This window comes from Streptomyces sp. CC224B (genome assembly GCF_030010595.1).
GTDB classification, from domain to species: Bacteria; Actinomycetota; Actinomycetes; order Streptomycetales; family Streptomycetaceae; genus Streptomyces; species Streptomyces longispororuber.
Genome location: NZ_JASCXL010000052.1, coordinates 1 through 13,409 on the forward strand (window position 1 = coordinate 1; position 13,409 = coordinate 13,409).

Consider the following 13,409-nt stretch of genomic DNA (forward strand, 5'->3'; position numbering starts at 1 on the left):
GCGGTCGCGCCTCGCGCCCGCCGCCCCGCTCGCCCCCTACCGCGCGGGCACCACCCTCGGCTCCGTGGCCGCGCCCCGCGGCACCTCCGGCTACCGGCGCCTCGGCGACGGCCCCGCCTGGGACCGCGTCGTGCGCTCCGAACTGGCCCCTGCGCACCGGGGCCGGGAGGCGCGGCGCACCGCGCTCGCCGCGTTCGTACAGTTCACGGACCTGCACCTGGTGGACGTCCAGCATCCGCTGCGGTACGAGTACCTGCGCGCCCAGACGGCCAGCGCCTGGCGCCCGCAGGAGGCCCTGTCCGTGCCCGGCGCGGTCGCGCTCGTCGAGCGGGTGAACGCGCTGCGCGGCGCGCCCGCCACCGGCGCGCCCCTGCACTTCGTGATGACGACGGGCGACAACACGGACAACAACTCCCGCAACGAGCTCGACTGGTTCCTCACCGTGATGAGCGGCGGCCGCGTCACCCCCAACTCCGGCGACCCGCGCCACTACGAAGGCGTGCAGAACAGCGGCCTGAAGCTGTACTGGCACCCCGACGCCGCGCTGCGCGACGCCGACAAGGGGCACGGCTTCCCGCACCTGCCGGGCTTCCTGGACGCCGCGATCCGCGAGGTCAACAGCCCCGGCCTGAACCTGCCCTGGTACTCGACCGTCGGCAACCACGACGCCCTGCCCGGCGGCTGCTACGCCCCCGGCGACTCCTACTTCACCGAACTCGCCGTCGGCGGGCGCAAGCTGATGGACCTCGACGCGGCCCGCGGCGCCGCCCTGTGGAAGGCCGTCAAGAAGGGCCGCGACCCCAGGGGCGCCCACTTCAAGGAGATCCTGCGGGCCGAGGCGCGCCGCATGCGGCCGGTCACCCCCGACGAGGCCCGCGCCCCCTTCACGCCCGCCGAGTACGTCCGGGCCCACCTCGACCCCGCGCACGAGGGCCCCGGCCCCGTCGGCCACGGCTACACCCGGCGGAACCTGGCCGAGCGCACGCAGTACTACACCTTCCGCATCTCCGACGACGTCCTCGGCATCAGCCTGGACACCACCGACCCCGGCGGCCACTACGAGGGCTCCCTCGGCACCGGCCAACTGCGCTGGCTGGAACGGACCCTCGACCAGGTCGAGAAGAGCGGCGACGCGTCGTACGTCATCGTCTTCAGCCACCACACCAGCCGCAGCATGCGCAACCTGGTCACCGACCCGCGCCACCCGCACGAGGCCCGGCACGGCGGCGACGAGGTCCTGGCGCTGCTGCGCCGCCACCGCTCCGTGCTCGCCTGGGTGAACGGCCACAGCCACAAGAACGCCATCACCCCGCACGGCACCCTGTGGGAGGTGTCCACCGCCTCGCACGTGGACTTCCCCCAGCTCGCGCGCGTCATCGAGCTGACCGACAACCACGACGGCACGCTGTCGCTGTTCACCACGCTCATCGAGTCCGCGGCTCCGCACCGCACCGATCACACCGACCTGTCCCAGACCGGTCTCGCCGCCCTCTACCGCGAACTGGCCTTCAACGCCCCGGGCGCCAGGTCCACCCTCGGCGGCGCCCCGGGCGACCGCAACACGGAACTCGTCCTCCGCAAGGGCTGAAACGGGTCAAGGGAGGTGTCCCCGAAACCCTCGGCCAGGTGAACGACGCCGGGTCCCGCGGCACCCGACGCGTTCACCCGTGCCAGTCGTCCCCCTCGGGCCGGGTGCCGGCCGTGACCGTGCGCCGGCGGCGGAGTTCTGCCGTACGGAGACGGAGTCCCGCCGCGCGCCGCGCGCGGACACCGTGACGACGACCCGAGGAAGGGACACCACCCATGCCACTGCCCGGACGACTCACACCGGCGCGTACGGGGCTCGTGGGAGCGGCCCTCGCGGCCGCGGTGACGGCGGGGACCCTGACCGCGGCCCCCGCTGCCCCGGCGGCCTCCGCTGCCCCGGCGGTCCCGGCCGTCACCGCGGCCACGGACCGGGCGCACCGGCCCGCCACGGACCACGGCCACCACCGGACACAGGCCGCCCTGGAGGCGGCCGTGCGCGCCGGTGTCCCCGGTGTGACGGCCCACGCGCGGGACGGCCACGGCCCCTGGGGCGGCGCCGCGGGCGTCGGCGACCTCCTCCGGCGGGCCCCGCGCGGCGAGCACGACCGCTTCCGCGCGGGCAGCGTCACCAAGACGTTCGTGGCGACCGTGCTGCTCCAGCTGGAGGCGGAGGGCCGGCTCGACCTGGACGACAAGGTCGGGGCCTTGCTGCCCGGCGTGGTCGAGGGCAGCGGCCACGACGGCGACCGGATCAGCGTCCGCCGGCTCCTCAACCACACCAGCGGCATCCACGACTTCAGCGAGGACCCGCACTTCGTACGGCGGGTCGCCACCCCGGAGTTCTTCGCGCACCGCCACCGGACCTGGACACCGCGCTCCCTGGTCGCGATCGCGATGCGCCACGAGCCGGACTTCGCCCCCGGCACGGGCTGGAGCTACTCCAACACCAACTACGTCGTCGCCGGAATGATCATCGAGAAGGTCACCGGACGCCCCTACGGCGAGGAGATCCGCCGCCGCGTCATCGACCCCCTGCACCTGCACGCCACCTCGGTCCCGGGCACCGACCCCACGCTGCCCCACCCCAGCTCACGGGCGTACTCCAAGCTGTCCGGCAACTCCGACGGCTCCGGCAGCTCCGGCGGCTCCGCGGGCCCCGTCTACGACGTCACCGAGCTGAACCCGTCCCTGGCGGGGGCGTCGGGCGAGATGATCTCCAGCGCGGCGGACCTGAACCGCTTCTACACGGCCCTGCTGCGCGGCGCCCTGCTGCCGGACGAGCAGCTCGCCGCGATGAAGAGGACGGTCCCGGCCACCGGCCGGGAAGCGGCGGGCGACCGCTACGGCCTCGGCCTGATGCGGCTCGAACTGCCCTGCGGCACGGTCCTGTGGGGTCACGCCGGCCGCATCCACGGCTCCCTGAGCCTGGCCGTGGCCACGACCGACGGCGGCCACGCGCTCACGTACAACGTCAACGGCGACTGGATCCGCGGCCGGAACGACATCCTCGAAGCCGAGTTCTGCCCCACCGCCTGACCGCCTGACCGCCTGACCGCCTGACCGCCTGACCGCCTGACCGCCTGACCGCCTGACCGCCTGACCGCGGACGGCCGGGCGCCGGACGGGTCCCGGCCCGCCCGGCGCCACCGCGCCCGCGGCCCCCGCTCCCGGGGGCGCTGCGGTCACCTCGGCAGCACGACCACGTACGCCGCGGGATCCCGGTCGGTCGCCGCCATCAGCGCCGTCCGCACCACCGCCGCCTGCTGGTACGCCGCGTCGCGCAGCTTCCTCGGGGTGATGTGCACGACGGTGATGCCGAGCTGCTCCAGGTGCTCACGCTTGCGGGCGTACGCGGACCACTGCTCGTCGTCCTCCGCCGCCTGCGGGGCGCCGTGCCGCGCGCCGGGCCGGGAACCGTGCCGCGGCGCCCGCGTGTCCAGCTCCACCGCCACCGCCTGCTCGGGCCAGTACGCGTCGACACCGCCCAGGGGCGGCCCGCCCGGCAGGCGCAGCTCGACGTTCCACAGCGGGTCCGGGAGCCCGTGGTCGCGCACCAGCGCGTGCAGCCGGTCCTCGGCGATCGCGCGCCCCTCGGCGAGCAGCGAGTCCACGGCGCCCACCACGTGCGGCCGGCCGAGGAGCCGGGCCCGGGTCAGCTCCGCGACCAGCGGGGCCGGTTCGCAGTGGCCGTCGCGCACCGCCTCGGTGAGCAGCCGCCGCACCGCGCCCGCGTCGGTGAGCTGCGCCACCGCGTCGGCGAGCGCGCGCGGCACCGGCGCCACCGGCACCCCCGCGACCTGCTCCGGGGCGGGCAGCGCGGCCGCGCGCACGAGCCGGACACAGCCGGTGGAGCGCAGCCGCCGGGTGCGCGGCACCAGGACGTCGACGCGGTCCAGGGAGGGCAGCGGCGGCACGGCGGAGAAGCGGTGCAGGGCCAGCGCCGCCAGTCCGGTGATCATCGCGTCCGCGTACGCGGCGGGGACGGTGTGCGCCTCACCCGGCCGGGGCTGCGCCGGGATGGACCGGGTCTCCTTGGCCGCGGGCCGCCCGGCGTAGAGCAGCACGCCGTGCAGCCGCTCCTCGCTGGTGGGCGGCCCCGGGTGCAGCAGATAGACACCGGGCAGGAACTGCTGCCAGGGGCCGCCGGCGCGGCAGCGCGCGGTGACGTCGGCGGCGCCGACCCCGTGCGCGCGGAGCTGGGCCGCGCTCATGACGCGCCGCTGGACGTCGGCGAGGTGGCGCAACGGGCGGGGGGAGAGCGGGGTGTTGTGGTTCATGCCGGGGCCATTCCCGCCGCCGGTCCGGCCCCTAACCGTTGTTACAGGCTCGTCGACAAAACCGGACAACCCCGTCCTAAAGTACGGGAGTTCGAACTCCGAAAAAGCCCGGTTCGCGGAGAAGCCCCCCGGGGCCGAGGGCTCCTCCCGCCTCCGGCCCGGGGGCGCCCCGGCCCGGCACCGCCTGCGGCGCCGAGCCACCGTGTCATCCGGCCCCGGCCCCGGCCCGGGCCCCGGCCCCGGTCCCGGCCCGGCCTCAGTCCCGGCCTCGGCCCCGGTCCCGGCCCGGGCCCCGTACCCGGTCAGACCTGGGGCGAGCCCGCGTCGCAGGCCTGGGCCCGGAGTGCCCGGGCCAGGTCGTCACGGGCCTCCAGGACGAGGCGGCGCAGCGCCGGCGGAGCCGACTCGTGGGCGGCGAGCCACGCGTCGGCGGCGGCCAGCGTCTCCGGACTGTCCTGGAGGTGCGGGAACAGCCCCCGCACCACGTCCATGCCGATCTGGATGGACCGCTCCGCCCAGACCCGCTCGATGGCCTCGAAGTACTTCGGGGCGTACGCGGCGGTCAGCTCCCGCTGCGAGGGCTGCGCGAACCCCGCGATGGTCGCCTCCACCAGGGCGTTGGACAGCGCGTCCGACTCCACCACGGACGCCCAGGCCTGCGCCTTGACCGCCGCCGAGGGGCGCGCGGCCAGGCAGCGGACCTGGTGGCGCTTGCCGGAGGCCGTGTCGTCCCGGGCCAGCTCGGCCGCGAGGACCTGCTCGTCCGCCGCGCCGTGCACTGCGAGCGGCAGCAGGAACGCCCAGCGCAGCTCCTGGTCCACCTCCAGGCCGTCGATCCTCGCGGTGCCCTCCAGGAGGCCCTGGAGCAACTGGAGATCGGCCTCCGAGGAGGCGACGGAGGCGAAGAAGCGCGCCCACGTGAGCTGGTGCTGGCTGCCCGGCGCGGCGATGCGCAGCTCCCGCAGCGCCTCGTCGGCGAGCAGCCGCCCGCCCTTCGCGCGCCAGGCGGGCGCGGCGTAGTGCGTCCGGGCGCTGCCGGCCCAGGCGTGCAGCATCTGGAGCACGCCGATGTCGGTCTCGCGCCCGGCGAACCGCAGCACGAGGTCGATGAAGTCCCGCGCGGGCATGAGCCCGTCCCGCGTGAGGTTCCACAGCGCCGACCAGCACAGGGCCCGGGCGAGCGGGTCGGTGAGGTCGCCGAGGTGCCCGCGCAGCGTGGCCAGGGAGGTCTCGTCGAAGCGGATCTTGCAGTACGTCAGGTCGTCGTCGTTGACGAGGACCAGCTCGGGCGCCTCGGCGCCGACCAGCTCGGTGACGACGGTTCGGGGCCCGTCGACGTCCACCTCGGCGCGGGCGTAGCGCACGAGGTCGCCCGCGTCCGAGCGGCGGTACAGCCCCACCGCCACCCGGTGCGGGCGCAGCGTCGGGTGGCTCTCCGGCGCCTCCTGGAGGATGGCCAGCTCGGTGACGCGGCCCTCCGCGCTGAGCAGGACCTGCGGCGTCAGGGAGTTGACGCCCGCCGTCTCCAGCCAGGCCCGCGACCAGGCCGCCATGTCGCGCCCGCTGGTCTCCTCCAGGACGGAGAGCAGGTCGCCGAGGCGGGTGTTGCCGTAGGCGTGCCGCTTGAAGTAGCGCCGGGCGCCCTCCAGGAACGCGTCCCGGCCCGCGTACGCCACGAGCTGCTTGAGCACCGAGGCGCCCTTGGCGTACGTGATCCCGTCGAAGTTGAGCTTGGCGTCCTCCAGGTCGCGGATGTCGGCCGTGACCGGGTGCGTGGAGGGCAGCTGGTCGGCGCGGTAGGCCCACGCCTTGCGGTTGTTGGCGAAGGTGATCCAGCCGTTGGTGAACCGCGTGGCCTCGACCATCGAGAAGGAGCCCATGAAGTCGGCGAAGGACTCCTTGAGCCACAGGTCGTCCCACCAGCGCATGGTGACCAGGTCGCCGAACCACATGTGCGCCATCTCGTGCAGGATGACGTTCGCCCGGCGCTCGTACGACGCCTGGGTCACCTTGCCGCGGAAGATGAACTCCTCGCGGAAGGTCACGCAGCCCGGGTTCTCCATCGCGCCCAGGTTGTACTCCGGCACGAAGGCCTGGTCGTACTTCCCGAAGGGGTACGGGTAGTCGAAGTGGTCGTGGAAGAAGTCCAGGCCCTGCTTGGTGACCAGGAAGATGTCGTCCGCGTCGAAGTGCTTGGCGAGGCCCTTGCGGCACATCGCGCCGAGGGGGATCTCCAGGCGGGTGCCGTCCTGGAGGACGCGCTCGTAGGAGTCGGTCACGTAGTGGTACGGGCCCGCGACGACCGCGGTGATGTACGTCGAGATCGGCTTGGTCTCCGCGAACTGCCAGACGCCGTCGACCTCTTCCCCCACCCCGTTGCTCCACACCGTCCACCCCTCGGGGGCCCGGGCGGAGAAGCGGAAGGGGGCCTTCAGGTCGGGCTGCTCGAAGTTCGCGAAGACGCGGCGCGAGTCCGCGGGCTCGTACTGCGTGTACAGGTAGACCTCGCCGTCCTCCGGGTCGACGAAGCGGTGCATGCCCTCGCCCGTGCGGCTGTAGGCGCACTGGGCGTCCACCACCAGCTCGTTCTCCTCGCGCAGGTCCTCCAGCGCGATGCGGGTGCCGTCGAACACCTCGGACGGGTCGAGGTCCTTGCCGTTCAGCGACACGGCCGTGACGCTCGGCGCGACCAGGTCCGCGAAGCTCGCCGCGCCCGGCTCGGCGCAGCGGAAGCGGATCGTGGTCACCGAGCGGAACGTGCGCGGCCCGGCGTCGCCTTCCTGGCTCGCGTCGCCGTCGCCGATCGCCGAGCGCAGGTCGAGGAAGACCTCGTACCCGTCGACGGACAACAGCGCGGCTCGCTCCTGGGCCTCGTCGCGGGTCAGATTCTCACCGGGCACGGGCGGCACTCCCTTGTGGCTCGCATGACTCGTCGGAATGCCTCTGATCCTCGCATGTGCCCCGGTCGGCGGACATCAGGGAATGCCCTGCCGCGTCCCCGACGTTGCCCTGGCCAGGCTCCGAACACATTCCCTAGGGAGAGACATGTCCGAGACCCCTGCGACCCCTGCCTCCGCCGCGGCCTCCGCGACGACCGCGGACGGCAAGACCCCCGTCGACTTCTGGTTCGACCCGCTGTGCCCCTGGGCCTGGATGACCTCCCGCTGGGTCCTCGAGGTGGAGAAGGTCCGCGACATCGAGGTCCGCTGGCACCTGATGAGCCTCGCCGTCCTCAACGAGAACAAGCTCGACGAGCTGCCCGAGGAGTACCGCGAGATGCTCCGCACCTCGGCCTGGGGCCCGGTGCGCGTGGTCATCGCCGCGCAGCAGGAGCACGGCGCCGAGGTGCTCGGCCGCCTCTACACCGCGCTCGGCACCCGCTTCCACAACCAGGGCGAGGGCCCCACCAAGGAGGCCGTCGCCGGCGCGCTGAAGGAGGTCGGCCTGCCCGAGACCCTCCTGGACCACTGGGACTCCACGCCGTACGAGGCCGAGCTGCGCGCCTCGCACCAGGAGGGCATCGACAAGGTGGGCCAGGACGTCGGCACGCCCGTCATCGCCGTGCCGGGCGCCGACGGCGAGCAGATCGCCTTCTTCGGCCCGGTGGTCACCCCTGCCCCCAAGGGCGAGGCCGCGGCCCGCCTGTGGGACGGCACGCTGCTCGTGGCGTCGACGCCGGGCTTCTACGAGATCAAGCGCACGCGCACCCAGGGGCCGATCTTCGACTGACCTGTCGGCCGGCGGGCCGCGGCCGAGGACCCAAGGCCGGTGGCCCCTAGTCGAGGGCCGGCAGCCGGATGGGCTCCGGGAAGGGCCGCTTGTTGGAGCCGGTGCGCAGGTTGCGGCACCCGGGGGCGAGGCACACCAGGAACTCGTTCACCGCCGCGCGGCCCAGGCGGTTCTTGAGCCAGCTCCGCTCGGAGCCCTCCAGCTTCCGGTGGGGTTCGTCGGCGTCGCACGTCCAGCAGTACTCGTCCTTCGTCATGCAGGTACTTTCGGCCGGAACGGCGCATACCGAAAGGCCCCTCGCGAGTCACGTCCTCGCGAGGGGCCTTTCCTTCATCCGCCTGCCCGCGTGAAGGGTGAGAAGACGATCACGAGGCAGGACGTTCCTCAGGGGCGGCGCCCAGGTGTCACGGGGCGAGCAGCAGGCTGTTCACGCGCTGCTTGGCGGCCTCGTAGCGCTTGGCCACGTCCTGCCAGTTGACGACCTGCCACATGGCCTCGATGAAGTCCACCTTCTGGTTCTTGTACTGCAGGTAGAAGGCGTGCTCCCAGGCGTCGAAGACCAGGATCGGCGTGGAGCCCTGGCCGACGTTGCCCTGGTGGTCGTAGACCTGCTCGACGATGAGGCGGCCGCTGAGCGGCTCGTAGGCGAGCACGCCCCAGCCGGAGCCCTGCGTGGTCGCGGAGGCCTTGGTGAGCTGGGCCTTGAACTTGGCGAACGAGCCGAAGGACTCGGTGATGGCGTCCGCGAGCTCGCCCACGCCGTCGGCGTGCGTCGGCTCGCCGCCGCCACCGTCCTTCGGGCTGTTCATGTTGTGCCAGTAGATGCTGTGCAGGATGTGCCCGGACAGGTGGAAGGCCAGGTTCTTCTCCAGGCCGTTGATGGCGCCCCACGACTCCTTGTCGCGCGCCTCCTCCAGCTGCTCCAGGGTGTCGTTCGCGCCCTTCACGTACGCGGCGTGGTGCTTGTCGTGGTGCAGCTCGATGATCTGCGGGTTGATCACCGGCTCCAGCGCCGCGTAGTCGTACGGAAGCTCAGGGAGCGTGTAAATGGCCATCAGTGAAACCCTCCGACCGTGCCCCGCGGGAAGCCGTGCCGTATCGCCCGGTGCCGCGGCACACCTCTTATTGCGACCTATGTGCAAGTGCAGGCTAGCAGCAGCAGACCCGAGAAGTTGATCAGCCCTTCGTCCTAGGGCGGGAGAACCACCGGGAGCACCCCGAGAGGACCACCGGGCCGTCCGCGGACCGGCGGGCGGCACGACGAAGGCCCGGTCCGCGCGGTGGGCGCGGACCGGGCCTCAAGGGCTCAGTGCTCGGTGCCGGGTGGCCGGTTCCTCGAACCGTACGGACGGACGGACGTACGTACGCGGATCAGACGCGCGGCGTCGTCTCCCCGTCGGCGGCGGTCCCGCCGCCCGCCCCCGTCCTCTGCCGGACGAAGCCCACCACCATGAGGACGAGCGTCAGGGCGCCGGTGTAGGCGAGCTGCGTACGGGTCTCGTCCTCGCGCAGCATCAGGACGAAGACCGCGGCCATCCCGGCCAGCGCCACGTACGTCAGCCAGGGGAAGAGCCACATCTTCACCACCAGCTTCTCCGGTGCCTCGCGCTCCAGCTTGGTGCGCAGCCGCAACTGGGCGGCGGCGATGAAGAACCAGACGACGAGGATGATCGCGCCGATCGTGTTGAGCAGCCACTGGAAGATGTCGTCGGGGCGCCAGTAGCTGAGCAGCACGCACACGAACCCGAAGGCCGAGGAGGTCAGGACCGCGACGCGCGGCACGCCGTGGTACATCCGGCCGAGCGCCTTGGGGCCCTGGCCGCGCTGGACCAGGGAGTTGGCCATGCGCGACGCGCCGTAGATGTTGGCGTTCATCGCGGAGAGCAGGGCGATGAGGATGACGACGTTCATGATCTGGCCGGCGCCGTCGATGCCGATGTGGTCGAGCGTGGCGACGTACGGGCCCTTGGCGGCGACCTCCGCGGCGGTCCAGGGCAGCAGCGTCACCACGACGGCCATGGAGCCGATGTAGAAGACGGCGATCCGCCACATCGCGGTGCGCACGGCCTTGGCCACGCCCTGGACGGGGTGCTCGGACTCGGCCGCCGCGATGGTGACCGTCTCCAGGCCGCCGTACGCGAAGACGGAGGCGAGCAGGCCGACGATGAGGCCGTCCACGCCGTTGGGCATGAACCCGCCGTGCCCGGTGAGGTTGGACATGCCCGGCGCGTCGGCGTCCGGCAGCAGCCCCAGGATGGCGAGGACGGAGATGCCGAGGAAGAGCACGATCGCGGTGATCTTCAGGGCGGCGAACCAGAACTCGAACTCGCCGAAGTTCTTCACCGCGGCGAGGTTCGTGCCGCAGAACACCAGCATGAACAGGGCGACCCAGGCCCACTCGGGCACGCCCGGCACCCAGCCGTGCACGATCTGCGCGGCGCCGATGCCCTCCAGGCCGACGGCCACGCAGAGCAGGAACCAGAAGGACCAGCCCGCCGTGAACCCGGCCCACGAGCCGAGGGCCCGGTCGGCGTGCACGGAGAAGGAGCCGGAGGAGGGGTAGGCCGCGGCCATCTCGCCCAGCATGCGCATGACGAGCATGACCAGGGCACCGGACAGGGTGTAGGCGAGGATGATCGAGGGGCCCGCCGCGGCGATGGCCTTCCCGGAGCCCACGAAGAGCCCGGCGCCGATCACGCCGCCGAGGGCGATCATCGACAGATGCCGCTGCTTCAGGCCGTGCCCGAGCAGCACTCCGGACTCGGGTGGGGCGTCTTTCACGGACGTCTGAGACATGGGCGTCCCTGTTCGGTAGCGGGATACGGCGGGGGCGGTGGGGGGAGGTGGAACCGCGCGGGAACCGCAGGGGGGAAGTGGGCCCACAGTCTGAGCACTGGCACCGCTCACAGGGAACAGGTGACCGGTATACGGACACGACGCTCACACAAGGTGAAGACGTCTTCACATCGCGGTCACATTTGCTCGCGGGGCGAGGACCGTCGTGCCGTCGTCGTGCCGCCCTCGGGACGGGCGGGCCGTGCCGGGACGGGGCGCTACGCCCGCCGTGTCCGCCACTCCCGCAGCAGCGCCACCGCGATCACCGTCGCCGTGGCCCCCGCCGACCACAGGAGCTGCGGGCGCGCCCCGTCGTCCCGGAGCATCAGCGCGAACACCACGCCCATCGCGGCCAGCGCCGCCCAGGTCAGCCAGGGGAAGAACCACATGCGCAGGGTGAGCCGCTCCGGCGCCTCGCGCTCGATGCGGCGGCGCAGCCGCAACTGCGAGACGGCGATCAGCGCCCAGACGAAGAGGAGCGACGCACCGACCGAGTTGAGCATGTAGAGGAACACCGACTCGGGCCACTTCAGGTTGAGCAGCACCGAGACGAAGCCGAAGACGACGGAGGCGAGCACCGCGCGGCGCGGCACCCCGCCCCCGGACACCGTCAGCAGGCCCTTGGGCGCCTCGCCGCGCTCGGCGAGCGAGAAGACCATGCGCGAGGCCCCGTACAGATTGGCGTTCAGGGACGACAGGAGCGCCACGAACACCACGATGTTCATGAGCGTCCCGGCCGACGGGACGCCGATCGAGTCCAGCACCTTCACATACGGACTGAACCCCGCCTGCTGCGCGGTCCACGGCAGCACGGTCACGATGACCAGCATCGAGCCCACGTAGAAGAAGAGGATGCGGTACACGGCGCTGCGCACCGCGCGGGCCACCGATCGCACCGGGTCGTCGGACTCGGCGGCGGCGATCGTGACGATCTCCAGGCCGCCGAAGGCGAACAGGACCACCACGACGCCGGAGACGACGCCGTCCCAGCCGAGCGGCAGGAAGCCGCCCGCGCCGGTGAGGTGGGTGAAGCCGACCGGGTCGGTGTCCGGCAGGACCCCGAAGATCGCCAGCAGGCCGAGGACGAGGAACGCGACGATGGCGCAGACCTTCAGGGCCGCGAACCAGAACTCGAACTCGCCGAAGTTCTTCACCGCCACCAGGTTGGCGCCGGTGAAGAAGAGCATGAAGACGAGCACCCAGCACCACTGCGGCACCCCGGGCGCCCACGCGTGCGCGATCGCCGCCGCGCCGGTCGCCTCCACGGCGAGCACGACGACCAGCAGGAACCAGTACAGCCAGCCCACGGAGAACCCGGCCCACCGGCCGAGCGCCCGCTCGGCGTGCACGGAGAACGACCCCGACGCCGGCATGGCCGCCGACATCTCGCCCAGCATCCGCATCACGCACATCGCGAGGGCGCCCGCGATCAGGTACGACAGGACGATGCCGGGCCCGGCGACCGCGATCCCGGCGCCCGAGCCGACGAACAGCCCGGCCCCGATCACGCCGCCGAGCCCCAGCATGGTCAGATGGCGCTGCTTGAGCCCGCCGCCGAGGGGTTCGGGCGCCCCGGCCAAGGGCTCGGGCCCGCCGCCGACGGCACGCCCCCCGGCTGCGGGCACCGCGGTGCGCGGTGGCGACGAGTCGTGCGTCACGGTCCCTTGCTCTCTGGTGCTCTCGTGGGTCGCCGGGGACGACGGCCCCCGGTCGGGTTTGGTGGGAATCCACAGTCTCACCGGCGGTCACCCCCGAGGCAACCTGGGGCCGGGCCGCCGCTGACCTCCGTGACGAGCATCACGCGGAACGACGTGTAGGGGCCGGGCTTTGTGCGGAGCCCACCAACCCCGGCGCGCGCCCTTTGTGGCCGCACCCCGCTGATCCGGGGGCCGCCCCTGGGATAGCGTCACCGTGTCCCATCAGCCACCCGCCTCACCTCGCGGAGTCCCCATGAGCACCGCTGTCGTCCCCACCCGTTCCGGGCAGGTCCTCGCCGACCTGCTGCCCGCCTCCCGTCTGAAGGACGCCACCCTCGTGCTCGGCGGCGCCGCGCTCACCGGGCTCGCCGCGCAGATCGCCGTGCCCGTGCCCGGCTCCCCGGTGCCGGTGACGGGGCAGACCTTCGCGGCGCTCCTGGTCGGCACGGCGCTGGGCGCGCGCCGCGGCTTCCTGTCGCTCGCGCTGTACGCCCTGGTGGGCATGGCGGGCATGCCGTGGTTCGCCGAGGCCGAGTCCGGCTTCGGGATGCCGTCCCTCGGCTACGTCTTCGGCATGATGCTCGCCGCCGCTGTGGTGGGCTCCCTGGCCCGGCGCGGCGCCGACCGGAACGCGCTGCGCACGGCCGGGACGATGGTCCTCGGCTCCGCGGTCATCTACGCGGTCGGCGTGCCGTACCTGGCCGCGTCCACCGGCATGTCTCTGACCGAGGCGGTCGCGGCGGGCCTGACCCCGTTCCTGATCGGCGACGCCCTCAAGGCCGCGCTGGCGATGGGCGCGCTGCCGCTGTCGTGGAAGCTGCTCGGCGACAGCGACAAGGGCTGA

General features: G+C 72.8%; 10 protein-coding genes. 4 read left to right on the plus strand and 6 right to left on the minus strand.

From position 1 onward, the window contains the following. Positions 1–1,588, plus strand: a 1,588-nt coding sequence (locus tag QK440_RS21140) for a TIGR03767 family metallophosphoesterase (protein WP_282794731.1), incomplete at its 5' end; no start/stop codon positions are given. 215 nt (positions 1,589–1,803) lie between these two features. Next, entirely contained in the window at positions 1,804–3,063 is a 1,260-nt protein-coding gene (locus tag QK440_RS21145) for a serine hydrolase domain-containing protein (RefSeq protein WP_282794732.1), read from the plus strand. A gap of 146 nt (positions 3,064–3,209) precedes the next feature. On the opposite strand, the gene QK440_RS21150 is transcribed toward QK440_RS21145, so the two are convergent. Further along, entirely contained in the window at positions 3,210–4,304 is a 1,095-nt protein-coding gene (locus QK440_RS21150) for a hypothetical protein (RefSeq protein ID WP_282794733.1), read from the minus strand. A gap of 302 nt (positions 4,305–4,606) precedes the next feature. Continuing rightward, on the minus strand, positions 4,607–7,204 hold the full coding sequence (gene pepN / locus QK440_RS21155) for an aminopeptidase N (RefSeq protein ID WP_282794734.1): 2,598 nt from the start codon (positions 7,202–7,204) through the stop codon (positions 4,607–4,609). Positions 7,205–7,349: 145 nt separating this feature from the next. Between pepN and QK440_RS21160 the strand changes: the two genes are divergently transcribed. Then, the gene (locus tag QK440_RS21160) at positions 7,350–8,033 is read left to right on the plus strand and encodes a DsbA family protein (protein WP_282794735.1); all 684 of its coding nucleotides are present in this window, start codon (positions 7,350–7,352) and stop codon (positions 8,031–8,033) included. A 46-nt stretch (positions 8,034–8,079) separates the two neighbouring features. Here the strand turns inward: QK440_RS21160 and QK440_RS21165 are convergent, their stop codons facing one another. The 4 genes from QK440_RS21165 to QK440_RS21180 all read right to left on the minus strand — a co-directional run bounded on the left by QK440_RS21165 (position 8,080) and on the right by QK440_RS21180 (position 12,394). Continuing rightward, positions 8,080–8,289 (minus strand): hypothetical protein, encoded by a 210-nt coding sequence (locus QK440_RS21165; RefSeq protein WP_282794736.1) that lies wholly within the window; start codon positions 8,287–8,289, stop codon positions 8,080–8,082. Between the two features lie 148 nt (positions 8,290–8,437). Beyond that, positions 8,438–9,088 carry a superoxide dismutase gene (locus tag QK440_RS21170; protein WP_190139842.1) on the minus strand — a complete coding sequence of 217 codons (651 nt, stop codon included), beginning with the start codon at positions 9,086–9,088 and terminating at the stop codon, positions 8,438–8,440. 316 nt (positions 9,089–9,404) lie between these two features. Next, complete coding sequence (locus QK440_RS21175; RefSeq protein WP_282794737.1) at positions 9,405–10,829, minus strand: amino acid permease; 1,425 nt, start codon at positions 10,827–10,829, stop codon at positions 9,405–9,407. Between the two features lie 257 nt (positions 10,830–11,086). After that, positions 11,087–12,394 carry an amino acid permease gene (locus QK440_RS21180; protein ID WP_282794772.1) on the minus strand — a complete coding sequence of 436 codons (1,308 nt, stop codon included), beginning with the start codon at positions 12,392–12,394 and terminating at the stop codon, positions 11,087–11,089. 424 nt (positions 12,395–12,818) lie between these two features. On the opposite strand from QK440_RS21180, the gene QK440_RS21185 reads away from it, so the two are divergent. Continuing rightward, positions 12,819–13,409 carry a biotin transporter BioY gene (locus QK440_RS21185; RefSeq protein ID WP_282794738.1) on the plus strand — a complete coding sequence of 197 codons (591 nt, stop codon included), beginning with the start codon at positions 12,819–12,821 and terminating at the stop codon, positions 13,407–13,409.